At 52.5% G+C, this 25,762-nt stretch carries 30 protein-coding genes and 1 pseudogene; 23 read left to right on the top strand and 8 right to left on the bottom strand.

Annotated features, from left to right (window positions below; genetic code table 11):
• The first annotated feature begins 252 nt into the window (after positions 1-252).
• The 12 genes and pseudogenes from CKQ53_RS18695 (at position 253) to CKQ53_RS07795 (ending at position 9,758) form a co-directional block, all read left to right on the top strand.
• Positions 253-438 carry a PAAR domain-containing protein gene (locus CKQ53_RS18695; RefSeq protein ID WP_244201019.1) on the top strand — a complete coding sequence of 62 codons (186 nt, stop codon included), beginning with the start codon at positions 253-255 and terminating at the stop codon, positions 436-438.
• Positions 435-479: pseudogene (locus CKQ53_RS19065) on the top strand (hypothetical protein); the annotation flags it as partial. The gene CKQ53_RS18695 and the pseudogene CKQ53_RS19065, both read left to right, overlap by 4 nt.
• Before the next feature lie 39 nt (positions 480-518).
• Entirely contained in the window at positions 519-1,964 is a 1,446-nt protein-coding gene (locus CKQ53_RS07840; RefSeq protein WP_244201018.1) for an S-type pyocin domain-containing protein, read from the top strand.
• A complete protein-coding gene (locus CKQ53_RS07835; RefSeq protein ID WP_094118252.1) occupies positions 1,961-2,290 on the top strand; it encodes a hypothetical protein in 330 nt (109 codons plus the stop codon). The genes CKQ53_RS07840 and CKQ53_RS07835 overlap by 4 nt, the downstream gene beginning before the upstream one ends.
• 180 nt (positions 2,291-2,470) lie before the next feature.
• Positions 2,471-2,791: a bacteriocin immunity protein gene (locus CKQ53_RS07830; protein WP_094118251.1), complete on the top strand. Its 321-nt coding sequence runs from the start codon at positions 2,471-2,473 to the stop codon at positions 2,789-2,791.
• 39 nt (positions 2,792-2,830) lie between these two features.
• Positions 2,831-3,085, top strand: a complete 255-nt coding sequence (locus tag CKQ53_RS07825; RefSeq protein ID WP_094118250.1) for a bacteriocin immunity protein — start codon at positions 2,831-2,833, stop codon at positions 3,083-3,085.
• 118 nt (positions 3,086-3,203) lie between these two features.
• A complete protein-coding gene (locus CKQ53_RS07820) occupies positions 3,204-3,470 on the top strand; it encodes a bacteriocin immunity protein (protein ID WP_094118249.1) in 267 nt (88 codons plus the stop codon).
• A 972-nt stretch (positions 3,471-4,442) separates the two neighbouring features.
• On the top strand, positions 4,443-5,000 hold the full coding sequence (locus CKQ53_RS07815; protein ID WP_085653756.1) for a Csu type fimbrial protein: 558 nt from the start codon (positions 4,443-4,445) through the stop codon (positions 4,998-5,000).
• Positions 5,001-5,072: 72 nt separating this feature from the next.
• Complete coding sequence (locus CKQ53_RS07810) at positions 5,073-5,582, top strand: Csu type fimbrial protein (protein ID WP_085653757.1); 510 nt, start codon at positions 5,073-5,075, stop codon at positions 5,580-5,582.
• Between the two features lie 14 nt (positions 5,583-5,596).
• Positions 5,597-6,385 (top strand): fimbrial biogenesis chaperone, encoded by a 789-nt coding sequence (locus CKQ53_RS07805; protein ID WP_085653762.1) that lies wholly within the window; start codon positions 5,597-5,599, stop codon positions 6,383-6,385.
• 12 nt (positions 6,386-6,397) lie between these two features.
• Positions 6,398-8,806, top strand: coding sequence for a fimbria/pilus outer membrane usher protein (locus CKQ53_RS07800; RefSeq protein ID WP_118894847.1), 2,409 nt, complete (start codon positions 6,398-6,400; stop codon positions 8,804-8,806).
• A 1-nt stretch (position 8,807) separates the two neighbouring features.
• Positions 8,808-9,758 (top strand): Csu type fimbrial protein, encoded by a 951-nt coding sequence (locus CKQ53_RS07795; RefSeq protein WP_100053515.1) that lies wholly within the window; start codon positions 8,808-8,810, stop codon positions 9,756-9,758.
• 48 nt (positions 9,759-9,806) lie between these two features.
• Here CKQ53_RS07795 and copM read toward each other — a convergent pair whose 3' ends face one another.
• From copM to rlmG, 4 genes are all read right to left on the bottom strand, one after another.
• On the bottom strand, positions 9,807-10,169 hold the full coding sequence (copM, locus tag CKQ53_RS07790; RefSeq protein WP_085653764.1) for a CopM family metallochaperone: 363 nt from the start codon (positions 10,167-10,169) through the stop codon (positions 9,807-9,809).
• A 195-nt stretch (positions 10,170-10,364) separates the two neighbouring features.
• The gene (spy, locus tag CKQ53_RS07785; protein WP_094118248.1) at positions 10,365-10,856 is read right to left on the bottom strand and encodes an ATP-independent periplasmic protein-refolding chaperone Spy; all 492 of its coding nucleotides are present in this window, start codon (positions 10,854-10,856) and stop codon (positions 10,365-10,367) included.
• Positions 10,857-11,108: 252 nt separating this feature from the next.
• On the bottom strand, positions 11,109-11,405 hold the full coding sequence (locus tag CKQ53_RS07780; RefSeq protein ID WP_085653760.1) for a hypothetical protein: 297 nt from the start codon (positions 11,403-11,405) through the stop codon (positions 11,109-11,111).
• Between the two features lie 93 nt (positions 11,406-11,498).
• A complete protein-coding gene (gene rlmG / locus CKQ53_RS07775) occupies positions 11,499-12,641 on the bottom strand; it encodes a 23S rRNA (guanine(1835)-N(2))-methyltransferase RlmG (protein WP_085653761.1) in 1,143 nt (380 codons plus the stop codon).
• A gap of 385 nt (positions 12,642-13,026) precedes the next feature.
• Here rlmG and CKQ53_RS07770 point away from each other — a divergent pair, with 385 nt between their 5' ends.
• From CKQ53_RS07770 to CKQ53_RS07735, 8 genes are all read left to right on the top strand, one after another.
• Positions 13,027-13,980, top strand: coding sequence for a TerC family protein (locus CKQ53_RS07770; protein WP_085653458.1), 954 nt, complete (start codon positions 13,027-13,029; stop codon positions 13,978-13,980).
• Between the two features lie 636 nt (positions 13,981-14,616).
• A complete protein-coding gene (locus tag CKQ53_RS07765) occupies positions 14,617-15,291 on the top strand; it encodes a DedA family protein (RefSeq protein WP_118894845.1) in 675 nt (224 codons plus the stop codon).
• Positions 15,292-15,294: 3 nt separating this feature from the next.
• Positions 15,295-15,669, top strand: coding sequence for an EnvZ/OmpR regulon moderator MzrA (mzrA, locus tag CKQ53_RS07760; protein ID WP_085653460.1), 375 nt, complete (start codon positions 15,295-15,297; stop codon positions 15,667-15,669).
• A 140-nt stretch (positions 15,670-15,809) separates the two neighbouring features.
• The gene (locus CKQ53_RS07755; RefSeq protein WP_085653461.1) at positions 15,810-16,118 is read left to right on the top strand and encodes an ElaB/YgaM/YqjD family protein; all 309 of its coding nucleotides are present in this window, start codon (positions 15,810-15,812) and stop codon (positions 16,116-16,118) included.
• Between the two features lie 5 nt (positions 16,119-16,123).
• Positions 16,124-16,519 carry a phage holin family protein gene (locus tag CKQ53_RS07750; RefSeq protein WP_085653462.1) on the top strand — a complete coding sequence of 132 codons (396 nt, stop codon included), beginning with the start codon at positions 16,124-16,126 and terminating at the stop codon, positions 16,517-16,519.
• On the top strand, positions 16,516-16,803 hold the full coding sequence (locus CKQ53_RS07745; protein ID WP_094118247.1) for a YqjK-like family protein: 288 nt from the start codon (positions 16,516-16,518) through the stop codon (positions 16,801-16,803). The genes CKQ53_RS07750 and CKQ53_RS07745 overlap by 4 nt, the downstream gene beginning before the upstream one ends.
• A gap of 238 nt (positions 16,804-17,041) precedes the next feature.
• A complete protein-coding gene (locus CKQ53_RS07740) occupies positions 17,042-17,437 on the top strand; it encodes a DoxX family protein (protein WP_094118246.1) in 396 nt (131 codons plus the stop codon).
• A 154-nt stretch (positions 17,438-17,591) separates the two neighbouring features.
• Complete coding sequence (locus CKQ53_RS07735) at positions 17,592-18,581, top strand: glutathione S-transferase family protein (protein WP_094118245.1); 990 nt, start codon at positions 17,592-17,594, stop codon at positions 18,579-18,581.
• An 82-nt stretch (positions 18,582-18,663) separates the two neighbouring features.
• Here the strand turns inward: CKQ53_RS07735 and CKQ53_RS07730 are convergent, their stop codons facing one another.
• Positions 18,664-19,560 carry a LysR family transcriptional regulator gene (locus tag CKQ53_RS07730; protein ID WP_094118244.1) on the bottom strand — a complete coding sequence of 299 codons (897 nt, stop codon included), beginning with the start codon at positions 19,558-19,560 and terminating at the stop codon, positions 18,664-18,666.
• 110 nt (positions 19,561-19,670) lie between these two features.
• Between CKQ53_RS07730 and CKQ53_RS07725 the strand changes: the two genes are divergently transcribed.
• Together CKQ53_RS07725 and zur are read left to right on the top strand one after the other, a co-directional pair.
• Positions 19,671-20,372, top strand: a complete 702-nt coding sequence (locus CKQ53_RS07725; protein WP_094118243.1) for a pirin family protein — start codon at positions 19,671-19,673, stop codon at positions 20,370-20,372.
• Positions 20,373-20,457: 85 nt separating this feature from the next.
• A complete protein-coding gene (gene zur, locus CKQ53_RS07720; protein ID WP_094118242.1) occupies positions 20,458-20,967 on the top strand; it encodes a zinc uptake transcriptional repressor Zur in 510 nt (169 codons plus the stop codon).
• Positions 20,968-21,173: 206 nt separating this feature from the next.
• On the opposite strand, the gene lexA is transcribed toward zur, so the two are convergent.
• The gene (gene lexA / locus CKQ53_RS07715; RefSeq protein ID WP_085653469.1) at positions 21,174-21,785 is read right to left on the bottom strand and encodes a transcriptional repressor LexA; all 612 of its coding nucleotides are present in this window, start codon (positions 21,783-21,785) and stop codon (positions 21,174-21,176) included.
• Between the two features lie 112 nt (positions 21,786-21,897).
• Complete coding sequence (locus CKQ53_RS07710; RefSeq protein ID WP_176223473.1) at positions 21,898-22,266, bottom strand: diacylglycerol kinase; 369 nt, start codon at positions 22,264-22,266, stop codon at positions 21,898-21,900.
• A gap of 130 nt (positions 22,267-22,396) precedes the next feature.
• On the opposite strand from CKQ53_RS07710, the gene plsB reads away from it, so the two are divergent.
• The gene (gene plsB, locus CKQ53_RS07705) at positions 22,397-24,850 is read left to right on the top strand and encodes a glycerol-3-phosphate 1-O-acyltransferase PlsB (RefSeq protein ID WP_094118241.1); all 2,454 of its coding nucleotides are present in this window, start codon (positions 22,397-22,399) and stop codon (positions 24,848-24,850) included.
• Between the two features lie 46 nt (positions 24,851-24,896).
• Here plsB and ubiA read toward each other — a convergent pair whose 3' ends face one another.
• Entirely contained in the window at positions 24,897-25,760 is an 864-nt protein-coding gene (gene ubiA, locus CKQ53_RS07700; protein WP_094118240.1) for a 4-hydroxybenzoate octaprenyltransferase, read from the bottom strand.
• Positions 25,761-25,762: the final 2 nt, after the last annotated feature.

Raw genomic sequence — 25,762 nt, 5'->3', positions numbered from 1 at the left:
ATTGAAGGTGTGCTCAGGGTGGCAGGCCATAAAGGGGGACGCATGTTATTACGGCTTAGTGGTCTGCCAGCGGGCAGGATCCCGCCTGCGGCGTTTAATCATGGCACACTGGCAGGACATAGGTAGCCGTGTAATAATTAATCATCGGTCTATGATGCTACGCCGCCGGTTATGCCAGGACGGCACAAGCCTTTCCGACACGACACCGTATTCTGTTGATATAGTTGATTTTATAGTAAAAGGATTATTACTATGCCGGGAGCCGCCCGTCTAAACGATATAGGTAGTGGCCACGCGTGTTTTCCAGCCACTCCCGTCGTCGAAGGTAGTCAGGACGTTATCATCAATGGCCAGCCCGCCGCACGACAAGGTGACGCCATTCAGCTCCACGGTTGCCCCTGCCCCAACATGCCCACGGTCTTCATCCGCGTCAGATAGCCGCAGGTTCCTCCACCGTCATCATTAACGGTAAGCAAGCCGTCCGTATCGGAGACGATATCAACTGCGGTGGCAATATCGTGACCGGAAGCAGTAACGTCATTATCGGGGATACCCCTTATCAATCTCCGGTTGCTGGCTGTGCGCAACAATCCGCCCAGCGGCGTGATCCACTCCTCGCTTTATCGCCTATGTTGACCATCCCGCCAGTTTTTGCGAAATCCTGCCTGCGCGGTGAAGGCTGTACTGACGCGGGAACGGAGAAAGAGACGGTTGATAACTTTGGGCAGACGGCGTTATTTGCTCAGCCCGTCGTCGACGATTGCTGTGGGTATCATCGCCCTCACGTAAACAAACCGGTGGTACAGCACGCGCAAGCTGCGAAGAAGAAAAACCCCTCTCAGTTGACTGAACCGACCGCGGCATCAACACCTGTTCAACTCACTGGCTCGGAGCCTTGGTATAAAACGCTTTATTACCTGATGTCCTCAAAGGAAATAGCAGTAACGCCGACGCCATTAGCTAAATCAGCCATCACGCCAGTTGCCGCTGCCGCGGTTCCCGTGGCTACGATGTCTGCCGGAAACACGGTAGCAACCCGAGCCGCCGTCACCACGATGACGCAGGTTTGGGGGCAAGTGACATTGACTGAAGGCACACTGGCGGCATCAAGCACGGTGCCTTTACTCGGTGTGCTGTTTGCCGCTTTTTACAGCCAATCAGTCGGCGAAGGCAGCGACAAAGTACCGGGACGTGATGATCACTGGCTGGAAGATACCCTACGGCAAAAAGGCTGGGCAGGAGAAACCGCTACGACCCGCGTGCGCTTTTTCTGGCGTCCCGACATTCACGGCAAGATGCAGGTCTACGGTGTTCATACCGGCGAAGGCACGCCGTACGAAGGTGTGCGCGTCGCAAATATGGTGTGGAAACCCGAGCAAAGCCGCTACGAATTTACGCCCGCACCGGGCGTCGACGGCCCGAAAATCACCTGGACGCCCGCCAATCCGGAAGGCTCTGAGCCAATATCGCAGACAGAAACGCCGGTCGCCCCTATCGATCAACCAACCATCCTGGTACACCCCATCCCGGACAGCGCAGAGGAAACAACAACTCCGCCGTTCCCGATGCCGGATGAGCAAGACTTTAATGACTGGATACTGGTATTCCCGGCGGACTCTGGCATAAAGCCGATTTATATATATTTATCAGAAGATAAGGTTTCATATACACACGGATACAAACATTACCCACCGAAGGGATTACCGTGGCGTGAAGTTGTTAAAAGTACGAAAAGCGGGCCAGCTAAATTTAAACCTGATATAGATATCCCATCCATGGATGGTGACGTTTGGGAGCGTGGTACACCAACATCAAATGGTCAAAATTGGAAGATCATGAAATTTGATGAAGTAAAAGGAGCATACAAAGGAAAGGAAACTATGTGGGTAGTCACAAAGGAGTCTCAAGGAACCATTCACTCTCATCCTATCGGCGAACAAGAAGCACAGAGGTTAATGAAATGACACGCGACATCATGATTCTAGGCGAAAAATATAACATTCAATCATTAGATAATGTTTTCGACGAATTATCTGGCATCAACTTTGATAAAACTGCCACAGAAGAGATCGATAAATTGGATGAGGATTTATTAATGATATCTTATTCGAATGGAGACTTGATAGATGTGGGATGGTATCCATCATTTGAAGTGCCTGGTGCTTTTAAAATCTACATAATAAAAAATGGGGATTGGGAAAACCCATTTTTTGAAGAGGTCATGCCTTGGGATGTTGAAGTGCTAAGAAATAAAATAAAAGAATCTATAAAAAAACTAGAAATGCAGTAACCATCAGTTAATAAATGGAAAACCCCATACTCATTCATCTGACTAACTGGCTGCTAAAAATGGGTCACCAAGAGCCATAACGTCTAAAATTGATATATAGTGACCCGGCACATGAAATCAGCAAGCTTAAAATAAACATACCTTAAAATTTATTTATACATACAAAAAACAGCCCCCGAAATGAAACTTAAAAAAAATATTAACGATTATACAGAGAGTGAATTCATCGATTTTTTGAAAAAGTTTTTTGAAAATCCTAACAAATTTAAAGGTAGAGAATTAAAAAACCACATAGGGAAATTAGTTTCTCACTTTGAAAAAATTGTCGAGCACCCAGAAGGTAACGGTCTAATCTTCAACCCGTCCGATGATCGAGACGACTCACCTGAAGCTGTGATCAATGAGATAAAGAGGTGGCGAAAATCGCAAGGATTATCACTTTTTAAATATTTGGACTGCTCCTGCCACGGTAGACAATCCAGCCCTATATCAGAGTCGTAACCCCTAAACGACATATTGACATTCATAGAGGTAAATGACGTGAAATCCATCAACGACTATACAGAACAAGAATTTTTAGAGTTTGTTCGAAAAATATTTAATGTCGACGGGACTACAGAGAAAGAGGATGTCGCAAATGTCCTTGAATTCAAAAGATTGACTGAACATCCAGATGGTTCTGACTTGATTTATTATCCACCAGATGACCGTGAGGATAGTCCTGAGGGGGTAGTCCAAGCGGTTAAAGAGTGGCGGAAATCGCAAGACCTCCCGTTATTTAAAGACTCAAAATGATCATGTAGGGCTGACAAATCACTGTCAGCCCCCATACACCCTAAGACTTTATATGTTAGTAGCCATCCCAGACAAGATATCGCAGCACTAAAAAGTGTATTCACAGGGAGAAGTAATCATGATTATGAAAAACAACTTAAGTGACTATACCGAACATGAATTTGAGTTATTTATAAACGATATTTTCCGTGTAAATATCGCAGAAAATGATGAAAAACTTGATGAATTACTTGAGAATTTTGAAAAAATAACATCTCACTCTGATGCTTCGGATCTTTTCTTTTACACACTTGAAGATGACCAATGCACCCCTGATGGTGTTACTAAATACATAAAAGAATGGCGAAAATCGCAAGGATTACCACTTTTCAAAGATTCGCAGTAACCATGGGGAGGATGGTTAGTCCTCTTAGAGAAATAAAACCGCTTTTTTTCTTTATTCAGCAACAATAGAAAATGGCGCAGCCCTGCTTCAAGGACAAATGAAGTTAAAAGCCCCAATAGGGTTAATTTCAGTTGGGAACATCCAACTATAGGGCAGGGTTATCTACGGTACGGGTCAGTCCAGCTCCGAGCGCTGCGCCCTCCCTAAGCCGCCCGTAAAAATAAATATCAACAAGATAGGCTGGGGATGAATAGTCTGGCGGAAATAAAAATGTTTTTTGGATAAAAGAAAAAAAATACATCAATGCCCACGCTGAGTTAGTAGATAGATTTAGGCGTCTCCGCCTCTATTTTTACTTACAGTTTCTTCTAAATTTCAATTTTATAAAATGGTTAATTCCCAACGGGCCCAGATAATCAAATGATGAGTAGTAAAGTAATAGTTTAATAAATAAGACCTCAATGCAATCAATATCATATTACCCACCAACCAATATTAATGAGCCAGGTTGATTATTTCTACTTGAATATTAAAAACCTTCACCGACCAACAAAAGCAGTAAATGAGCTAAAAAACCAATATCAAGGGTACGAGATTGAATAAACCTGTAACGCCGTTGCCGCACACAAAATCAGCTCTTTGAACTAATTTTCATAAAAAAACAGAATATAAAATTAAAAATAAATCAAAATAAGATATATTATAATTATTTAACCACCCAATTTGGTTTAGTCCTTAAAGACCCTATAATTTAAATCAGTATTCATTAACATAAACAGGAGAAGTGGGTAAATTCATTCATCCAATAATGAATTCATGGGTATTAATACCCTGCCATCTATTTAATTAACGTCTACCTTCGCTTGCGATCGTTAATAACAAGCGCTGTGAATTTCAATTACCCTACCTATATATGTCTCTTTGTCATAAGGATACATATAAAGAAGTGGTCACCTATGACTGAGGAATAATATGAAAACAGTACGTTCTCTTGCTCTTTCCCTGTTGAGCACCGCGCTAACATTGTCTTTTGTTGGCGCGGCTCATGCGGCTACCGGGTCATTGACCGGTGAGATTGGCGTTCAACTTACCATTGGCGAAGGTTGTACGGTTTCCAACAATAATTCATCCGGCGGCACGAATGAATGGGGAACCTTGAACTTTGGTGAATACGCCGACTTGACCAACGCCGTCAACGGGACCGTTATCGGTAAAGATGGCAGTAGCACGGTGTCCATCACCTGCAGTAATGGCCTATCCCCTTCTTTAGCGCTGGATGGCGGCTTATACGGTTCTTCCTCTGTTCGTAATTTGTCATCCAACGGCGGCAGCACCGTCATTCCTTACCACTTGTATTCAGACAGCGGCCGTAGTTCAGAAATCGCGATTAACGGCTCCATGTCTCTGAATGCTGACGGCAGCGCGCAGAGCATTCCGATCTATGGCCGTATTTCTCCGGCGGATCAGTCTACTACCGCTCCGGCATCCGGTACTTATACCGATATCGTGACCGCTACATTGTCCTGGTAAAACAGGCGATCAGGGAGAGACGCATTGAGGTTCGTTATTGAGGCAGGTTCGGTAAAGCGTTTGTGGCAGTGGATGCCGCTTTTCGCTGGCCTGCTTGTATCTCCCTGTGCGCCGGCCAGCAGCGTTAGCAAACAGTTCACGGTAGCGGCCGTCATCAACAGCGGCTGCGTATTCGGCAATAGCGCCAAAAGTACAACCTCCAGTTTGGGCACCTTGAACTTTGGCGAGAAAGCCTTTTTGGATAGCAACGTTGACGTCACAAGCACCAGCGGTGGCGGCTCTATTGTCGTGACATGTACGCCCGGCCTCGCCATCAGTATTGCGATGGACTATGGGGTGAATGGCGGAAATAGCGCGTCCCGCTACATGGTAAGAGCCAACAGCAGCGACACCATTGCCTACCAGCTCTATCAGGATGCCGGACGCAGCATTGTCTGGGGAACGGGTTCTCTGGCCTATGGCGTCTCTTCTTTTCCCACCGGTACGCAAACTTATCCGGTCTATGGCCGTCTGTTTTCATCCAGCACTCAACCTTCGGCAGGCACGTATACAGACACGGTCACAGTAACACTTACTTATTGAAAAAATTGAATAAAATGGAAATAACTCTCACAAAATGGCATTTGGCGATTTTTGCAGTTTTGCTCGGTTTATTCACCTCTTCCGCTCTTGCGGCCAGCTCGGTTTTAGTATGGCCGATTTATCAGGTCATCGAGTCGGATGAAAAGGGATCCGCTCTCTGGCTGGAAAATCGCGGCTCAACACCGGTGACGCTGCAGATCCGTGTCTTGGCCTGGCAGCAACAGGACAGCAAGGATCGTTACGCGAATCAGACTGATGCTATCGCCAGCCCACCGTTCGCCACCGTGCAGCCTAATCAACGCCAGATGATCCGGCTCATGAAAACGATCCCTGTCGCGCCGCAAACGGAACGCTCCTATCGCATCGTGATCGATGAAATCCCGACGCTCAATACCGCCGATAATAAGCAATCAGGGTTGAAGCTGCAGATGCGCTATCTGCTGCCGCTGTTTATGACCGGCGACGGTATCGCGCTCAAACCGCCGAAAAATAAACACTCAGACGACTCAATGTTGACCCGCCCGCTACTCAGTTGGCGCCTGATTCGCAAAGGTGACCAGACTGAGCTTGCCATCAAAAACAGCGGCATCGTTCATGCACGACTGAGCAACACCTTCTTTGGCGATAAGCCGCGCGCGACCAAATCGTCTATTTCACTGGCGCAGGGGTTTTTCGCTTATGTTCTGCCAGGGCAGGAGATCCGCTGGCCGCTGCCCGCGAATAAGCGCCCTGCTATGCAAAGCCACCTCTACGCCCAATTAGCCGATAACCACCAGCCAACGCTCATCAGCCCCGCGCCTTAATAAGGGAAGAGAATGCTTATTTTATGCCATGGATATTGGCTGCGGCGCCATATGGGGGTCATCCCCTTCCTCATGTTGACGTGTGGCGCGCCGGAGGCCGCGGCGGAAGAGTATGGGGATTTGCCCAAACCGCCGCAGACCGCGCCCGCCGTCGAAAACACTATGTATTACCTGACGCTGATCGTGAACGGCGTTTCAGATCGTCAGGTCGTTCCGGTGCAGTACATTCGCGGACACTTCTCGGTGGAATCCGGCGTTTTAGCCAAAAACCACGTCCATATCGGGACGCAACGTTCCGGATGGGTCGACGTCAACGCGCTTCCCGAAGTGAAGGTCTATTATGACTCCGGTAATCAGTCTCTGAATCTGACCGTACCATTGGAATGGCTGCCAGAGCAGTCGGCCAATAGCGGAGAGATGGTCAAGGCGACGAAAGCGCAGAGCACGCCCGGTCTGGCGTTTAACTACGATGCGTATTACTTCAAAGGCTATCAGTCCTCGCAAAGCGTGACCACCTGGCTGGAACAGCGGCTGTTCAACGATTACGCCCTCATATCCAACACGGGGACCTACTCACACTATTTCGGCAACACTCAAAACGACAGCCGTAACAAAGGATATCTGCGCTACGACACCTTTTGGCGTTACAACGATATCGACGACATGCATACCTTTCAGGCGGGCGATTTCATCAGTAATTCGCTGACCTGGAGCAATTCGGTGCGTATGGGAGGCGTGCGGGTGAGTCGCGATTTCGCCGTACGCCCGGATATCGTCACCTACCCGTTGATTCAATACGCCGGGGCGAATCCCTTGCCGAGTACGGTGGATCTGTTTATCAATGGCTACAAGGCCAGCAGTACCTCGTTGAATTCCGGACCTTTTACGCTTACCAATGTGCCCTATATCAATGGCGCGGGCGAAGCGACGGTCATCACGACCGATGCGCTGGGACGGCAAGTGTCCACCAGCGTCCCCTTTTACGTGTCCAACGCCTTGCTGCGCAAAGGGTTGGATGACTTCGATATGTCTCTCGGGGTTTTACGCCGCAACTATGGCGTGAAAGATGCGGATTACGGTCAGGCGGCGGCCAGCGGTATTTATCGTCGCGGCCTGACGAACTGGCTAACGCTGTCGAGCCATCTGGAAACCTCGGAAGACCTGCTGCTGAGCGGCGTAGGCGGCGATCTCGCCATAGGCCATTGGGGCACGCTGAGCAGCGCCTACAGCCATAGTCAGGACAACGGTCAAGGCGAGCAATTCGTCGTAGGCTACTCCTATTATGCGAATACGATGGGCATCGCGGCGCAGCATGCCGAACGCAGCAACAACTATCGGGATTTAAGCGTGGCCTCCAGTGGCGGCCATCTCAGTAAACAGTCCGATCAGATGACCTTAAGTACCGCGCCGTTTGGACGCGGCAACGGCACGTTAGGGCTGGGCTACTTCGACATTCGCGCTTATGACGACACCCGGACTCGTCTGGCCAACCTCTCCTACAGCTGGTCGATTTGGGACAAGGCCAGCATGTATTTGTCCTTGAATAAAACCATCGGGAGCCACGGCTACGGCGCGCTCCTCCAAATGATCGTTCCGCTGGACAACGGAATGTCCGCCACCGCCAGCGTGCAGAAGAATTCGATAGGCGAATACACCGAGCGCGTGTCGATGACGCGCACCACGCCGACAGACGGCGGTATCGGCTGGAACGTCGCCTACTCGGGCGGCGACAACCACGATCAGCAGGCCAGCCTGACCTGGAAAACACAGCGGGCAACCTATCAGGCAGGCATGTACGGCACGACCTCCGCTTACAACTACTGGGGCGATCTCAGCGGTTCCGTGCTGTATATGGACAACACGTTTTTCGCGGCCAACAAGATTAACGACGCCTTTATCGTCGTCAGCACCGACGGCTATCCCGATGTTCCCGTCAAATATGAAAACCAGCAGGTCGGCACGACCAGCAACACCGGTCACATTCTTGTCCCCTGGGTTAGCGCCTATTATCCGGCTCGCGTTGAAATCGATACGCTGGAACTCCCTTTGGGCATTGATGCCCCCGAGGCCGAACGACGCATAGCCGTCAAGGAAGGCAGCGGCGCGCTGGTGAGATTCAGCGTCCGACAGGTTCATTCGGTCAACCTCAATCTGGTGGACGATAAAAAAGCGGCGCTGCCGGTAGGCTCCTACGTCACGGATACCGTCAGCGGACAAACCGCTATCGTTGGCTATGACGGCCAGGTGTTCATGGAGCAGGTGACGCCGCACATCAAACTGCGCGTGCAGCGTTCAGACAGTGGTATCTGTGTGTTGAATCTCGATTTACCGGACAACAAGCCGGGCATCGCCATTCTGGGAGAGAAAGTGTGTACAGCTACGGGAACGAGGGCGGATACCGCGTCTTCGAAGGATCAATAACATGACTATGTTTCGGTTTTTTATGATGCTGTTGTTGGGGATATCGGGGCTGTCCACGGCCCATGCGGGCTGTAGCTCGTCGTCCAGCAGCTCGACATTCGGCTCCATCAGTTCGTTTTCGCTCGCCAGCAGCGCGCAAACGGTGCAATCCGGTAGCGGGTTCACCTGCTCCGGCAGCCTATTGTCGCTGATCAGCACCAATACGGTGACCGCCACGATCGCGTCCACCAGCAACGCCTCCGGCGCCACGCCGCGGTTGTATAACGCCAGTACCGGTGAATATATCCCCTACACCATTTGCCAGGACTCCGGCTGCAGCGCCACCTACCCGATCGGGGATACCATTAAATGGAGCAGTACCACGCTGCTCGGATTGTTAGGTCTGTTCAATTCCAGCGACGGCACCTTGCCCATCTATCTAAGGACATCGACAGGCGCCAATGTCGCCGCCGGCACTTACACCGACAACATCACGCTGTCCTGGTACTACAAAATCTGTTTTGTCGGGGTTCTGGGTATCTGCGCCTATACCACGGGGACAGACACCTCCGTCGTTCCGGTCTCCATGGTGGTCACCAACGACTGCTATATCGACAGCGCGCCGGACGTAAATTTCGGTACTCAGGCGCTTCCCAGCAGTTTCTCCGCTATCAGCAATGCGCTTAGCGTGCGGTGTACACGCAACGCCACCTACACCGTCGATCTCACCAGCCTGAATGCCAGCAGCGGCGGTTGGCGTCAGATGAACGCGCTCATTAACGGTTCGACCTACGCATTGCAATATCAGTTCTACCGATCGGACGGCACCGCGTGGACCAGCGATAATGACTACGGCGCCACGGGATCCGGAAATTCGCAAAGCATCAGTTACACCGCGAAGATCAATCCAAATCAGAGCAATGTCCCAGCGGGATCTTACAGCGACACAGTAACGGTGACCGTGACCTATTAGCCGAGCAAAGCGAGGCGGACCGGAGCCGGTCAGCCTTGCTCTCAGCGACTATTGGCCCGGATGCTGCTCCAGCCATTTTTGCATCTGTTCGATTTCCGGCTGCTGCGCCTTGATGATGTCTTCCGCCAGTTTACGCAGCTCCGGATCTTTGCCGAATTTCAGCTGTGTCTTCGCCATCGCGATCGCGCCCTGATGATGCGCGATCATCCCTTGGGCGAAGGCGACGTCCGGATTCTGAGTCGACATGCTTTTCATCATATCGCGATGCATGTTGTCCATATCTTGCTGATAAGCCTGCTCGAAATCCGTTGAATGCGGGGTTGTATGGTTTCCATCGTGAGTGCTTTCAACCGCCAGTACGCTTAACGGCGTCAGAAGAAAACCCACTAACAGCCAGTGACGATGCTTCATCATTTACTACCTCATCATGGTGGGGGAAAGAGAAAACATACCCTTTTTATCAGGGGAAAGGTCAAGACGCGACGCATGAAAACGCCGACGGCAGCGCGTAAAAATCGTCGTCACATGGGGAACCGATGATACGACAGGCGATAAAAAACCGCCGGGTGACGGTCAGCGTCGCTCCGGCGGTTAACAGGCCGAGAATTATTGCTCGGCTTTAGGCGCGTGGTCGGGCTTAGGCGCGTGTTCGCCTTTCGCCAGACGCTTTTCAAAGTTCTCGTTGAACTGTTTTTTCTGTTCCGGCGTCAGCACGTTATAAATCTTGTTCTGCGTTTCAAGATGCTTCAGCGTACGCGCCTTGCTGGCCTCTTCCATCTTGTCTACCAGGCTTTCGGCTTTGGCCGCATCAAAGCTCTCGGCAGCAATGACGTCATGCATTGCGGTACGATCTTCCGGTGCTGGACGAGGCGCATCTTTGCGAGCGCTTTCCATGATGTCATGAATTTTCTGCTTCTGGTCTGCGGTCAGGTTCAGGCCTTTAAACATCATGCCATGTTCCTTCCCTTCGCCTGGGCCATGATGTTTCATCATGTGCTCGCCATGCGGCACCGCCGGTTTGCTGTCCTGTGCGTTAGCAAAGCCAGCCGCGCCGAACGCCAGTGCGGAAGCAATCACGATAGCGGTTAATTTAGACATAGACTCCCCTCATATATGGTTTATCAGCATTAATGCCGTTCATCATTCGTTGTCAGGGATGAGTATAGGTCACAGAATTTAAGGTAATGAGAGTAAAGGTAAAACTTTGAAAGGAGAATCGGCGAGAATATCGCCATTTGTGGGCAAAGCGACAATATTACGTAAGCAAACATGAAGGTTAACAGCACAATGCCAGGTTCGAACAACGTGGGGATAAAGGAGAGAGACTGACGCCCCTCCTTGATTCCTCTGTCAGGGCAAAGACTGGCAGAACGCCTCGGCATCTTTGGCCAACGCATCGATATGAGTCCGAATGGCATTGACCTTTTGCAGCAGAGGATTCCGTTCCGGCGAAGCGCTAACCGAATTCATCCGCGCCACCAGCGTTTCTATCTGCTCTCTCAGTTCCGCTTCCTGCTCACGGGCCAGCGTCAACTGCGCATTGAGCTGATAAACGTGCTCGTGCCAACGCTGCTGTTGTTGCTGCACGCTGGACTCCAACGCCTGCAGCGCGCTGTCCAGTCGCGCTTCCCACTCATCAATACACATAGAGATTCCTTTGCCTGAATATCCAGCGAATTATAATGACAGTCTCACTTGACCACAAATCGCCCCATTCAGGCTCAGGCTACGTTAATCAGACTAGCGGCGTTTGGCAGCGCTTTTGATGGCGCGCAGCACGACAAATTTCGGATTGCTGGCAATGGTTTCGCAATTGCCGAACATACGCTTGAGCTTCTGAAAATAGTTCAGGTGGCGATTTCCGATAATCCGCAGTTCCCCGCCGACGCTAAGACAACGCTTCGCATCCGTAAACATCTGCCAGGCGATATCGCCCGAGATTGCCTGCTGCTGATGAAACGGCGGGTTGCACAGCACGGCCTGCAGACTCCCGTCGGCAATACCGGCCAGTGAGTTATTTACCGCAAACTCGCAGCGGTCGAGATCCTGAGGTCGGTTCAGTTCCACATTCTTCCGGCTTGAGGCCACCGCCATATAGGACTCATCCAGGAAACTGAGGGTGGCCTGAGGATTCAGATCGAGCGCCGTCAGTCCCACAACGCCGTTGCCGCAGCCCAGATCGACCACCTTGCCTTCCAACTGTTGCGGTAAATGCTGCATAAAGAGTCGCGCGCCGATATCCAGCCCGCCGCGCGCAAAGACATTGGCGTGGTTAGCTATCTGGAAACCATTTTCAGGCACCGCCCATTCCGTCAGCGGCAGGCGCTCACTCGGTTCCCGGCCGTCAGGCTGGCAATGAACCAAACGCGCTTTTTTCCAGGCCAGCGACGTCTTGGTCGGGCCCAGAATCTGTTCGAACAACGCGAGCGTCGAGGTATGAATGTCGCGCGCCTTCGCCCCGGCCATGACGACCGTCTGCGGCGTTACCACGTGACTAAGCATCCGTAGTTGGTGTTCCAACAACGCCAGTGTCTTCGGGACTTTAATCACGACCAGCGCCGGAGCGGCGGGCAGATCGGACAGGCTATCCAGCAGCGTGACCCCATTGGCGTCAAAACCGTTCTGCGCCAGATTGTGCCGTGTCGCCAACTGGCTGAGGTATGAATCGCTGATGCAGCAAGGTGATTGCGCCTGCAACCCGCAGGCCAGCGCGCCGAACGCATCGTTGAAAATCAGGCGGGGTCCGTCGCCTAATGGCATATCCGCCAGTTCTCGCAACAGATATTCGTCGGCCGCTTCCCATGCCTGCAGTGCGGTCTCCTGAGCCGAAAGGGGATAGCGCACCAATGTTAAGGTGCTCGTTTCCAGATCGAGTTGGCTCATAGCCTCTCCTGTTAACAATGTAAATTTGCGCTGTTTATCCCCTAAAAGAACGCGGCAGTAAATGCTTTTCTCATATTGGTTTTTTATCAGTCGAGCGCAGCGGGCGGCGGCGTAGACAAGTTCCATCAGACAACGGGCGATATCGGTTTGACCGGGGTCAATATTTCACCTATCTTTAGTCACGCAAAGGGGAGTAACTTCTTCGCCGGTTAGTCGTCATTACAGTGCTCTTGCACTCGGTTACCGGGCAACCTTAATGCGTACGCACATTAAGTTGTAAGTGAGACCTTGCCGGAAGGCGAGGTCCATTTGTGAATAATGCGCGCAAACGGCCCACGCCTTACGACGTGGGCCGTTTTGTTTTTACATTTTAAGGATATGAACTATGGCTTCCATAGGCACACCGTGGTTGTGGGGCAGCTTCGCTGCCATTGTAGTGGTCATGCTAGCGATCGACCTTTTCTCTCAGGGGAAAAAGGGGTCGACGGTCATGACATTCAAGCAGGCGGCCAGTTGGTCCATCGTGTGGGTTACGATGGCCGTGCTGTTCAACGCCGGTTTCTGGTGGTATCTCAACAGCACGATGGGACGGGAGATCGCGGACGCACAGGCGCTGGCCTTCTTTACCGGGTATTTGATTGAAAAAGCGCTGGCCGTCGATAACGTCTTCGTCTGGCTGATGTTGTTTAGTTACTTCTCCATCCCCGCGCAGTATCAGCGTCGCGTGCTGATTTTCGGTGTCCTGGGCGCCATCGTACTGCGTACAATTATGGTGTTCGCGGGCAGCTGGCTGGTCACGCAGTTCCAGTGGTTGCTGTATATCTTCGGCGCATTCTTGCTGTTTACCGGCGTCAAAATGGCGATGGCAAAAGAAGATGACGCGGCGGTCGGCGACAAGCCAGTGGTACGCTGGCTGCGCAAGCACCTCAGAATGACCGACACACTGCAAGGCGAACGTTTCTTCAGCCGCCAGAACGGCGTGCTTTATGCCACGCCGCTGTTTCTGGTGCTGATCATGGTGGAAATCAGCGACGTGATCTTCGCGGTGGACAGTATTCCGGCCATCTTCGCCGTGACGACCGATCCCTTCATCGTACTGACTTCCAACCTCTTCGCCATTTTGGGACTTCGCGCCATGTACTTCCTGTTGTCCGGCGTCGCTGAAAAGTTCTCACTGCTGAAGTACGGTCTGGCGGTGATCCTGATCTTCATCGGGGTCAAAATGATGCTGATCGATCTCTTCCATATCCCGGTATCGCTGTCGCTCGGCATCGTGGCGGCAATACTGTTGGTGACCATACTGATCAATATCTGGGTTAATCGACGCGCGGCACGCTAATCTCATTGACGTCATTTTCACGGCCCTAAATAACACGCCCGGTAAACACCATACCGGGCGTTCTCTTTTTAATATTATCGTCAGGCTTGTCTATACTTTGCCTGTTTATCGCCTTTTTGCAGGGCGGACATAATCGAAACAATAGGAAAAAAAGGTCATAAAACGTCGATTTCTGTCAGTAAGTGTAAAATATGACTGTATCCACGATTATCGCGGCTAAAACCGCGAATTATCTGACTTTTACCGCTGATATTTCCCTATCTCAGCCCTACCTATTTTGTTACAGTTATGGCGTTTTTTTTATGTTTATCGGTAGCAGATTGGGCAAACCCCCTGAAACAGGATGTCAGTCATTTTAACGCGCCGTCACTCCACGGCTGTGATGACCATCCACTGTATTGCCGTCGTCGGTTCAGGCATGCCAGCCTGGAGTCGTTCGAATAATAAAATCAATAAATAACGCGTCATCGAGCAACGTTTCCTTGCCGATGCATCAGGCTAAAGCTGCTTCTCGCCGAAAGAAGCTCTTTTGGCGCAAAATCACGCTACATCAGCAGGATTTGAAACTTACAGTGACCTATTGCCGTTCATTGAGGGCAGCGAATTTATCCCCATGCCGCAGTACAGGAATACCAGATGGAAATGATTAAAGAGCTTCTTAACGCACTCTGGCACCAAAACTTCGACATTCTCGCCAACCCCAAGCTGGTTTGGACGATTTACGGGCTGCTGTTCCTGATCCTCGTTCTGGAAAACGGTTTGCTGCCCGCCGCCTTTCTGCCCGGCGACAGCCTGCTGATTCTTGTCGGCGTCCTCATCGCCAAAGGCACCATGAACTACCCTTTTACCATCGCTCTGTTGACCACGGCGGCAAGCCTGGGATGCTGGATGAGCTATCTGCAAGGCAAGTGGCTCGGCAATACCAGGCTGGTGCAAAGTTGGCTTTCTCACCTGCCGGTGCATTACCATCAAAGAGCGCACCAGTTGTTCCACCGTCACGGCCTGTCCGCATTACTGATTGCGCGTTTCCTGGCTTTTATCCGGACGCTGCTACCCACCATTGCCGGGCTATCCGGGCTGAATAACGCCCGTTTCCAGTTCTTCAACTGGATGAGCGCTTTCCTGTGGGTCATCATTTTGGTTTCTCTCGGCTATGCGCTGGGAAACACGCCGGTCTTTCGCAAGTACGAAGGCCAGCTGATGTTTTTCCTGATGATGTTGCCGCTGGTGTTGCTCTGCATCGGATTAGTAGGATCATTGGTTGTACTCAGGCGCAAGAAGCGCGCCGTTCATAGTGGAAAAGGACATTAAGACATGGTGAGCCGCTGGCTGAAAAACAAGCCCGTCTGGCGTCTACTGTTGATGCTGTTGCCTGTAATTATCATGGTCACGTCATCCCGCCATACGCCCGATGAAGTCACGCTGCATATTAGCCCGCAGCGTCAGGGCGCCACGCTACCGGATGGGTTTTATATTTATCAGCGCCTCAGTGAGCGCGGCATTGGTATTGAAAGTATCATCCCCGCGCAGGACAGCATCGTAGTACGGCTGTCTTGTCCGGAACAAAGCCGAGACGCGCGCGACGTGCTGCGCACGGTGCTCCCGCAGGTCAATGTCGTGACTCAGATAGCGAAAAGCGGCCAGCCCGCGCATAAATACTCCCCACCGCCATCGTCTCATTTGGGGTAATCCCTCGGGGTTATCTCATCACTCCCCTTTTGCGCCGTTGCGGCCGCATTTATCGCAACCAACGCAAGGGTTTACCGCACGCCAATAGAAATATCGTCTATAGTTGAATATCAGCTTTCATAACATTAGGGAGTTTTGCTATGTCTCGTGAATCCAATTCAGAACAGCAGCTACGTGAAGAATTACGATCTCTGGGCGACACGCTCGAAGAAGTGCTGCGTAGCTCCAGCGAAAAATCCAAAGGCGACCTGGATAAACTGCGCGAAAAAGCGGAGGGCGTCCTGCAAGAATCCCGTTCACGCCTGAATGAAACCGGTGAGCGCATCAAAGCTCACACGCGTGAGGCGACCGGACAGGCTGAAGACTATATTCGCGAAAAACCCTGGGCTGGCGTTGGGATCGGCGCGGCCGTCGGCCTCGTCGTCGGCATTCTGCTCGCACGTCGTTAATCGCTATGAGTAATCAAGAACGCCAAGGCCCCGCCATCGCCTGCGTCGCAACGGTGAAACGCATCATCACCTTGGTCGCGGGAATGGTCGAGACGCGGGTCAAGCTTGCTGCTGTCGAGCTTGAACAAGAGAAGAGTAATCTGGTCCAGCTGCTGCTGTTGGTAGGGCTAACCCTGATATTCACCACTTTTGGTCTGATGTGTCTGATTGCACTGGTGATTTGGAGCCTGGAACCTGAGTATCGCCTGCTGGGACTCTGCTGGACAACCGGTATTCTGCTGGGACTGGCGGTTATCGGCGGCCTTTGGGCACTGTTGCGCGCGCGTCGCACCACGCTGCTGAAAGAGACCCGCAAAGAGCTGGCTAACGATCGGGCGCTGCTGGAGGAAAAGCTGAAGTGAGCCGTAAACGGTATCTGGCACAGGAAAAAGCGCGACTGGTGAGTCTCATCCACCAGCAACGCATTGAACTGGTCTCAGAAAAAAGGCAGTGGCTTGAAGCGACTGAACCGTGCGATCGCTATTGGCAAAAACTCGTTGGCCTGCGTCATTATCTGATGGCTGGCGCGGGGCTTGTCGCCGTCGTCGGTCTACGACGCCCAGGCCGTCTGCTGAAGGTTGCCCGCAAAGCCGCCGGCGTTTGGGGCGCGATAAAGCTGGTGCGCAACATTCTTCCGCGCGCCTAGTTCAGAAAGGCACCTTTATTAAGACATCGCCATACCTTTCGAGGTATGGCTTTTTTATGCCCTGACGCTTAAATCAATTTAATTGAATAAAAAAGACAGTTTTACTTGCTGTCTTACTTTCACCTTCCCTTCTAACATCACTCTCAACCGTCACACACGGCTAAAAACTCGATGAATTTTTGATAGTTAATCATCATCAGCCAACTGAATCATATTGTTCCGACCGGAGAGAGAATTGATGAAAAAATCAGACAATGTCCTGATATTAGTTGCCCGTATCCTGATGCCAATACTGTTCATTTACGCCGGTTACGGCAAGCTGGGCGACGCCTATGCCGGCACCCAGCAATATATGCAGGCGATGGGTGTCCCCGGCGCATTGCTGCCCCTGACGATTCTTCTGGAGCTGGGGGGCGGGCTGGCCATTCTCTTCGGTTTCCTCACTCGCACCGTCGCGATTTCGACAGCGATATTTACGCTGCTTACCGCGCTTATTTTCCACCACGACTTTGCACAGGCAGGTAATGAGCTGATGTTTATGAAGAACCTGTCCATTACCGGCGGTTATCTCCTACTGTTCGTGACCGGTCCCGGCGCTTTCAGCCTCGACCGCCTGCTGAATAAGCAGTGGTAATCCCCGATACAGGCATGCTGTACTGATTCCAACCGGCCGTGTAAAAGCGCATTAACACGGCCATCAAACCGCTCCGCGCAGGCGGGTTGGAACTCAAGAGATAGCCGGTATAACCTGGCGTTCTGCGCGATACCACTTAAGGGAGGAGAGCACGATGGGACAATTAGTTGAAGGGCAATGGCACGACGTCTGGTATGACACCTCGTCGACGGGCGGACATTTTCAACGCCCACAGACCTCATTCCGCCATTGGGTGACGCCTGATGGCCGCCCCGGCCCCAGCGGTGAAGGCGGATTTTGCGCGGAGCCTGGGCGCTATCACCTGTACGTTTCGCTTGCCTGTCCGTGGGCGCACCGGGCGCTGCTGCTACGCAAACTGAAGGGATTAGAAACGCACATCGGCGTCTCGGTGGTGCATCCTCTGATGCTGGAACACGGCTGGACGTTCGCGACCGATTTCCCGGCAACCACCGGCGACAGACTCTATCAACACAGCTACCTTTATCAGCTATACCTGCACGCCAAACCAGACTACAGCGGCCGCGTGACCGTGCCGGTGTTGTGGGACACGCAGCAACAAACCATCGTCAGTAACGAGTCGGCGGATATTATCCGCATGCTGAACAGCGCGTTTGACGACGTGGGGGCGACGCCGGGCGATTACTTCCCGCTGGCGCTGCGCACAGAGATCGAGGAGCTGAACGAGTGGATTTACCCCCAGGTTAACAATGGCGTCTACAAAGCGGGTTTCGCCACACAGCAAAACGCCTATGACGAGGCGGTCGCACAGCTGTTCGACGCGTTGGATCGGCTGGAGCAGCGTCTAAGTCAGCAACGTTATCTGACCGGTTCACGTCTGACGGAAGCCGATCTGCGGCTGTGGACCACGCTTGTCCGCTTCGATCCGGTCTATCACACCCATTTCAAGTGCGACCGCTGGCGTTTGACGGATTATGAGAATTTGTACGGGTTTACACGGGATATTTATCAGCTGCCGGGTATCGCGGAAACGGTCAATATGGACCACATACGCCATCACTACTACCGTAGCCATGCCACGATTAACCCCTACGGCATTATTTCCGTCGGCCCAGAGCTGTCACTTACCAAACCGCACGACAGAGAGAGCCGCTTCCACCGCTAACTCCCGTCACCCACATGACGGTCAGTCTCCGCGAGACGGCAGAACGGGGGAATTTCCGCACTACCGTCTCGTTGGATCGTGATCAGGGCTCACGCAATACTTTGGGGATTTCCCGTAGTAGCCAGGACTTGGCTTCGCCCATGTTGTCACGGCGCCAGGCCATGATGATCTGGCTTTCGAAAGTGCTTTCCGGACTCACCACGCGCAGACGTCCTTCAGCGATATCCTGAGCCACCAACTCGTAGGGGATCGTCGCAACACCTAATCCAGCAAGCAAAGCCCGGCGCTTATCGTCCATCGTACTCACCGTCAGGCGAGGCTGTTTATCCAACAGCTGTACGGTAAGCACCGGGCGATCGCGCGCGGTATCCGCAATAGCGATCCCCCGATATTTGACTCGGGTCACTTCGGATAACGGTTCAGGTTCGTCATGGATGGGATGATCCGGGCTGGCGACATAAACGCATTTTACCGAATAGAGCTTGCGCGTATTGACCTCCGACGTCGCACGAAAATGCATATCCGGTGAGATCACGATGTCGGCGCGATCCTGTTCCAGCCGTTCCCAGGCGCCTGCCAGCACCTCGGTCAGAATAGAGACCTGCGTATTGGCCTTTTGCGCCAACTTGTCCAGCAGCGGAAAAAGGCGCTCCGTCGGCACCAAGGCTTCCGCGACGATGGTGACATGGGTCTCCCAGCCGCGGGCAAGCGCTTCGGCGTCCGTCGTCAGCTTATCAGCTGCTTCCAGCAGGACTCGCCCACGCTCCAGCAGCATCCTTCCCACATTCGTAAATTTGGTGCGATGACCCGAGCGGTCGAACAGCACCACGTCCAGTTCATCCTCTAATTTTTGCATGGTGTAGCTCAGCGCCGATGGCACTCTGCCCAGCTCATCAGCCGCGGCCGCGAAGCTACCCCGGCGATCGATAGCATCCATCACCCGTAACGCTTCCAATGTTAACGCCCGATCTTTCGACATAGATATTCTCATTCAGGATTTTTGAACGTCCCCACCAGATTAACTAGCTAACAATCTACCGTCCAGCCTATTACCCTTGTAGAGTCGACTAATTACGAGGGCCTGACACCATGATCATTAGCAGAGCAGCAGAGCAATGCGGCAAGGCTGACTACGGGTGGTTGCAGGCGCGATACACCTTTTCTTTCGGCCATTACTTCGACCCCGACCTACTGGGATTCGGCTCATTGCGGGTATTAAATCAGGAAGTCCTGGCCCCCAAGGCCGCCTTTCAGGCGCGCACCTATCCGCGCGTCGATATCCTTAATCTTATTCTGCAAGGCGAAGCCGAATATCGGAACAGCAACGGCAACCACACACAAGCCACAGCCGGCGACGTCATGTTGTTGGCGACCCAGCCCAACCTCAGCTATAGCGAACAGAATATTGCCAGCGATACTCCGCTGACCCGCATTCAACTATGGTTGGACGCCTGCCCGACACGCGAAAACCGCGCATTGCAGCGTATGACATTGAACGGCGATCGCTGTCAGCTGCTGGCTTCTCCAGACGACGAAAATGGCAGTCTGCACCTGAGACAACAGGTTTGGGTTTACCATCTGGATCTGGCCGCGGGAGAGTCGTTGACGCATTCCGTGAAGGGGAATCGCGCCTACATTCAGTCCATCCACGGTGAGCTTGGCCTCCGCTGTCATGCCGATGAGGGCAAGACGTTACATTGCGGCGACGGTGCCTTTATTCAGCAAGAGACCGCCATCACAGTGAATGCGAAAACGCCGGTGCGAGCGCTGTTGATCGACCTGGTGGCGTAACGGATCCCCCGCCTGACTCGGCGTTTTTGCGGAGTCATGGTAAGATAAATCATTATCTTCACCACTTTTCTTCAGGGTTACAGCGATGGATTCAACCGATCCGGTCAAACTTCTTGCCCAGGCTGAGCGACTGTGCCAGCAGCGCAACGTGCGACTCACGCCGCAGCGTCAGGAAGTGCTACGTCTGATGACCCAACAGCCCGGTGCCATCAGCGCCTATGATCTGCTGGACCTGCTGCGTGTCGCTGAACCTCAGGCTAAGCCCCCCACCGTTTATCGCGCATTGGATTTCCTGCTTGAACAGGGATTCATCCACCGCGTGGAATCCACTAACAGCTACGTGCTGTGCCATCATTTTGAAGAACACAGCCACACCTCGGCGTTATTTATCTGCGACCGCTGCCGCCAGGTAACGGAAAGCCCCACCGAGGGCGTCGAAGAGATATTGCAGCAGATTGCGCTCCAGACCGGATTCGCTCTACGACACAGTGTAGTGGAAGCGCACGGCCTGTGCGTTGAATGCAGGAAAGTCGAAGCCTGCGAACATCGTGATAGCTGCAACCACGATCACAGTATCGTCATCAAAAAACGCTGAGCCGCGTGAGGTTTTTAGTGGAGATGTAATCAGCGCCGTACGATGATACTGAGCATGGAATCTGAGAATAAAAGGAATTAAGAAGGGATTAACGAGCAGGCTTGCGATTAACGTTGGATTCGGATGTTATTTCGCCCGTTACGTTCAGCGAGAAAAACCAAACGTAACGGAAGATGCATAAACGGGGCGTTCAGCAAGCAAGTCTATCAACTCCAGTCGCTATTGCGAATGACGCCGACGGCCAACCCTTCAATGGAAAAGTTTTCTTTGCTCAAATCGACGACGATAGGTGAAAACTCTTTATTTTCAGCCAACAACTGTACTTTGTTGCCCTGCTGCTTCAATCGTTTTACCGTCACTTCATCTTCAATGCGCGCCACAACCACCTGACCGTTGTGAACATCCTGCGTTTTATGCACAGCCAGTAAATCGCCATCCAGAATACCGATATCTTTCATCGACATGCCGCTAACTCGCAGCAGAAAATCGGCGTTTGGCTTGAACATGGCCGGATCGACCTGATAATGACATTCGATATGCTGTTCCGCCAGCAGCGGTTCCCCTGCGGCAACACGACCGATCAAAGGCAGTCCGAGAGACTCTTCTTCCATCAACAAACGAATACCGCGAGACGCGCCGGTGACAATCTCAATCACACCTTTACGGGAGAGGGCTTTCAAGTGTTCTTCAGCGGCATTGGGTGAGCGGAATCCCAGCTGTTTAGCGATTTCCGCTCGGGTGGGTGGCATACCGGTTTGTGAGATATGATCGCGAATAAGATCATAAACCTGCTGTTGTCTGGTCGTTAAAGCTTTCATTCCGCCCCCTGGTTGTTTATACAGTTTCGCTGTGAGTATATACAGGGAAACTGCCTATGGGAACTGAGAAATCGCGTTATACCTTGTTTTTCGGCGCCATTCATGAGAGCTGTCACGCAAAATGGCCCCACAGCAAGACACCCCAAACCACGGCCGCTAGCAGGCAAGCAACCAGCACCGCCGCCGAGCCCAAATCTTTCGCTCTTCCTGCAAGCTCATGATATTCCGGGCCAATTCTGTCCACCACAGCTTCGATAGCACTGTTCAGCAACTCGACGATCACAATCAACACGACTGAGCCAATCAATAACAATCTTTCTAATATTGAAACTGGCAACCAACAGGCAATAATAATGCCTGCCAGAGTAAGAATAGTTTCCTGACGAAAGGCCGCTTCATGCCTCCATGCTTGTTTGAGTCCTTGCAACGAATAGCCCGTTGCCTTGACAAGGCGGGTAATCCCGGTCGCCTTATTCATGATCCTTTCTTACTCCTTTTTATTTAGTTTCGAACGCAATTTTCGCGTCACCCCATTGTCTCATGACCACAGATATCCGATAAGGTTTCTGTTATCCTTGCGGCGCATTGCTAATAAGAGGTTCTCAGTTGTTATGTCAGGTTGGCGTAAAATCTACTATAAATTATTGAATTTCCCTCTGAAACTTTTGGTAAAGAGCAAAATCATTCCTCTGGATCCGATTGCTGAGCTGGATATCGATCCTACACGTCCTATTTTCTACGTTCTGCCCTATAACTCCAAAGCGGACTTACTGACGCTGCGCGAAAAGTGCCTCGCGTTGGGGCTGCAGGATCCGCTCGAACCGTTGATTGTCGACGGTCAAGCGCTGCCGAGCTATGTATTCGTCAATAGCGGCCCGCGCGTATTTCGCTATTACGTGCCCAAAGAGAAATCCATCAAGCTTTTTCATGACTATCTGGATCTGCATCGCGACAATCCGTCGCTGGATGTTCAGATGGTGCCGGTTTCAGTCATGTTTGGTCGCTCGCCGGGCCGTGAAGGCCACCAGCAAGAAGCGCCTCAGCTTCGCCTGCTGAACGGTATCGAAAAATTTTTCGCGGTTCTGTGGCTTGGACGCGACAGTTTCGTGCGCTTTTCAACGCCGGTATCGCTGCGCTACATGGCGACAGAGCATGGCACAGACACCACCATCGCTCATAAGCTGGCGCGTGTGGCTCGGATGCATTTCGCCCGTCTGCGTCTGGCCGCCGTTGGTCCGCGTCTGCCGGTCAGGCAGGAACTGTTCAAAAAACTGCTGTCATCGAAAGCCATCGCTAAAGCGGTAGATGACGAGGCGCGAGCGAAGAAAATCTCCCGAGAAAAAGCCCAGCAGAACGCCATTACTATGCTGGAAGAGATCGCCGCCGACTTCTCCTATGAAGCGGTGCGTCTGACAGACCGTGTGCTGGGCTGGACCTGGAATCGGCTATATCAGGGGATTAACGTCCATAACGCCGAGCGCGTACGACAGCTGGCTCAGGACGGCCATGAAATCGTTTATATTCCCTGCCACCGCAGTCACATGGACTATCTGCTGCTGTCTTATGTGCTGTATCACCAGGGGCTGGTGCCGCCACACATTGCCGCGGGCATTAACCTGAACTTCTGGCCGGCGGGGCCTATCTTCCGCCGTCTGGGCGCGTTCTTCATCCGCAGAACCTTCAAAGGCAGCAAGCTCTATTCCACCTTGTTCCGCGAGTACCTCGGTGAACTGTTCACCCGCGGTTATTCGGTAGAGTACTTCGTGGAGGGCGGACGCTCACGCACTGGTCGCCTGCTTGATCCGAAAACCGGTACGCTGGCCATGACGTTGCAGGCCATGCTGCGCGGCGGTACACGCCCCATCACGCTGGTGCCGATTTACATCGGCTACGAGCATGTCATGGAAGTCGGCACGTACTCCAAGGAGCTGCGCGGCGCCACCAAGGAAAAAGAAGGTTTTCTCCAGATGGTGCGTGGGCTGCGCAAGCTGCGAAATCTGGGTCAGGGTTACGTCAACTTTGGCGAACCGTTACCGTTGATGACGTATCTCAACAACAAGGTGCCGCAGTGGCGCGACGCCATTGACCCGATTGAAGCGCAGCGACCCGCCTGGCTGACGCCTACCGTGCAGGACATCGCCTCCAACATCATGGTACGCATCAACAATGCGGCGGCGGCCAACGCGATGAACCTGTGTTCCACCGCCCTGCTGGTGTCTCCACAGCGCGCGATGACCCGTGCGCAGCTCGAAGAACAGCTCGAATGTTATCTGCATCTGATGCGCAACGTGCCGTATACCGAAAACGCGACGACTCCGGATAAAACGCCTGCCGAGCTGATCGATCATGCGCTGAAGATGGACAAGTTCACGGTTGAAAACGACAAGCTGGGCACCATCATCAGCCTCCCAAGCGATCAGGCCGTGCTGATGACCTATTACCGCAACAATATCCAGCACTTGCTGATCCTGCCGTCTCTGATCGCCAGCATCATTGTGCATCATCGACACATTACGCAGGCCGAGCTGTTGCGCCAGGTCACCTTGATTTATCCCTTGCTGAAGGCGGAACTGTTCCTGCACTACGACACCGAGCAACTGGCCGATGTGCTGCAGGCGTTAACGTCCGAGCTGGCGAATCAGCAGTTAATCGTGATTGAAGGAGAAACACTGACGCCGAATAGCGAACGTAGCCGCCCGTTGCAACTACTGGCTGCCGGCGTTATCGAAACGCTGCAGCGGTACGCCATCACTTTCCTGCTGCTCAAAGGCGATCCGACGATCAATCGCGGCACGCTGGAGAAAGAGAGTCGTGCGATGGCACAGCGCCTGTCCCTGCTACACGGTATCAACGCGCCGGAGTTCTTTGATAAGGCCGTCTTCTCGACGCTGGTCAATACGCTGCGTAGCGAAGGCTACATCAGCGATAGCGGGGATGCGGTTCTGGAGAAGGTGCAGGCAATCTATGCGATTTTAGGCGATGTCATTACGCCCGAGGTCAGATTGACGATTGAAAGTCCCGCCGTCGTCGAAACGATGCCGCAGCAGAATAAAGAAGTGAAGTAACACGAGAGGATGTGTGCCTGCGGCAAGTCTGCCGCAGGCCTTGTTGCTAGAGACTCAGTACGATCCCGATGAACAGCGCCATCCCTACGTAGTTGTTATTGCGAAACGCCTTGAAGCAATTATCTCGCTCCCGCCCCGCAATCAGCGTTTGCTGATAAACAAACAATCCCGCAGCGACCAGCAACGCCCCATAGAACACAGCGCCAAGATCGGAAATACGTCCTAAAATCACCATCGCTCCCAGCATCAACAACTGCAGTATACCGATAATAACGGTGTCGTAACGACCGAACAGGATAGCGGTCGACTTCACGCCGATAGTGAGATCGTCATCGCGGTCCACCATCGCATACTCGGTGTCATAGGCCACGGTCCAGCACAGATAGGCGAAAAACATCAGCCAGCAGCTGATTGGCAACGACTCGCTAACGGCGGAATAGGCCATAGGAATAGACCAGCCGAAAGCCGCGCCCAGCACAACCTGAGGAAGGTGGCTGACCCGCTTCATAAAGGGATAAATCCAGGCCAGAACCAGCCCGCCGACCGATAACCAGATCGTCATGGTGTTCAACGTCAGCACCAGCGCAAACGCCACCAGCGCTAAAATGACGAATAGCGCTTTCGCGGACTGTTCACTGACCATGCCACTGGGTAGAGGTCGCGATGCGGTGCGCTTCACATGACCGTCAAAATGACGATCCGCATAATCATTGATGACGCAGCCGGCGGCTCTCATCAAGAAGACGCCTAACACAAACACCCAGAGCGTCCAGCTCGCCGGCGCTCCTCGCCCCGCCAGCCATAACGCCCACAGCGTCGGCCACAGCAGCAACAGAGATCCTATCGGCTTATCGATCCGCATCAGGCGACAATACGCCGTCCACCGTCCTGTCGTTAAAATTCGTTCCAACG

Origin of the sequence: Lonsdalea britannica, from assembly GCF_003515985.1 — a bacterium.
GTDB lineage: Bacteria > Pseudomonadota > Gammaproteobacteria > Enterobacterales > Enterobacteriaceae > Lonsdalea > Lonsdalea britannica.
Note: the sequence above shows the minus strand (reverse complement) of the source record. Positions and strands in the feature narration are given on the sequence as shown.

Coding starts and splice junctions, on each gene's coding strand:
- CKQ53_RS18695 (WP_244201019.1), top strand. CDS start 253: ATGCCGGGAGCCGCCCGTCTAAACGATATAGGTAGTGGCCACGCGTGT.
- CKQ53_RS07835 (WP_094118252.1), top strand. CDS start 1,961: ATGACACGCGACATCATGATTCTAGGCGAAAAATATAACATTCAATCA.
- CKQ53_RS07830 (WP_094118251.1), top strand. CDS start 2,471: ATGAAACTTAAAAAAAATATTAACGATTATACAGAGAGTGAATTCATC.
- CKQ53_RS07820 (WP_094118249.1), top strand. CDS start 3,204: ATGATTATGAAAAACAACTTAAGTGACTATACCGAACATGAATTTGAG.
- CKQ53_RS07815 (WP_085653756.1), top strand. CDS start 4,443: ATGAAAACAGTACGTTCTCTTGCTCTTTCCCTGTTGAGCACCGCGCTA.
- CKQ53_RS07810 (WP_085653757.1), top strand. CDS start 5,073: ATGCCGCTTTTCGCTGGCCTGCTTGTATCTCCCTGTGCGCCGGCCAGC.
- CKQ53_RS07805 (WP_085653762.1), top strand. CDS start 5,597: ATGGAAATAACTCTCACAAAATGGCATTTGGCGATTTTTGCAGTTTTG.
- CKQ53_RS07800 (WP_118894847.1), top strand. CDS start 6,398: ATGCTTATTTTATGCCATGGATATTGGCTGCGGCGCCATATGGGGGTC.
- CKQ53_RS07795 (WP_100053515.1), top strand. CDS start 8,808: ATGACTATGTTTCGGTTTTTTATGATGCTGTTGTTGGGGATATCGGGG.
- copM (WP_085653764.1), bottom strand. CDS start 10,169: ATGAAGCATCGTCACTGGCTGTTAGTGGGTTTTCTTCTGACGCCGTTA.
- spy (WP_094118248.1), bottom strand. CDS start 10,856: ATGTCTAAATTAACCGCTATCGTGATTGCTTCCGCACTGGCGTTCGGC.
- CKQ53_RS07780 (WP_085653760.1), bottom strand. CDS start 11,405: ATGTGTATTGATGAGTGGGAAGCGCGACTGGACAGCGCGCTGCAGGCG.
- rlmG (WP_085653761.1), bottom strand. CDS start 12,641: ATGAGCCAACTCGATCTGGAAACGAGCACCTTAACATTGGTGCGCTAT.
- CKQ53_RS07770 (WP_085653458.1), top strand. CDS start 13,027: ATGGCTTCCATAGGCACACCGTGGTTGTGGGGCAGCTTCGCTGCCATT.
- CKQ53_RS07765 (WP_118894845.1), top strand. CDS start 14,617: ATGGAAATGATTAAAGAGCTTCTTAACGCACTCTGGCACCAAAACTTC.
- mzrA (WP_085653460.1), top strand. CDS start 15,295: ATGGTGAGCCGCTGGCTGAAAAACAAGCCCGTCTGGCGTCTACTGTTG.
- CKQ53_RS07755 (WP_085653461.1), top strand. CDS start 15,810: ATGTCTCGTGAATCCAATTCAGAACAGCAGCTACGTGAAGAATTACGA.
- CKQ53_RS07750 (WP_085653462.1), top strand. CDS start 16,124: ATGAGTAATCAAGAACGCCAAGGCCCCGCCATCGCCTGCGTCGCAACG.
- CKQ53_RS07740 (WP_094118246.1), top strand. CDS start 17,042: ATGAAAAAATCAGACAATGTCCTGATATTAGTTGCCCGTATCCTGATG.
- CKQ53_RS07735 (WP_094118245.1), top strand. CDS start 17,592: ATGGGACAATTAGTTGAAGGGCAATGGCACGACGTCTGGTATGACACC.
- CKQ53_RS07730 (WP_094118244.1), bottom strand. CDS start 19,560: ATGTCGAAAGATCGGGCGTTAACATTGGAAGCGTTACGGGTGATGGAT.
- CKQ53_RS07725 (WP_094118243.1), top strand. CDS start 19,671: ATGATCATTAGCAGAGCAGCAGAGCAATGCGGCAAGGCTGACTACGGG.
- zur (WP_094118242.1), top strand. CDS start 20,458: ATGGATTCAACCGATCCGGTCAAACTTCTTGCCCAGGCTGAGCGACTG.
- lexA (WP_085653469.1), bottom strand. CDS start 21,785: ATGAAAGCTTTAACGACCAGACAACAGCAGGTTTATGATCTTATTCGC.
- plsB (WP_094118241.1), top strand. CDS start 22,397: ATGTCAGGTTGGCGTAAAATCTACTATAAATTATTGAATTTCCCTCTG.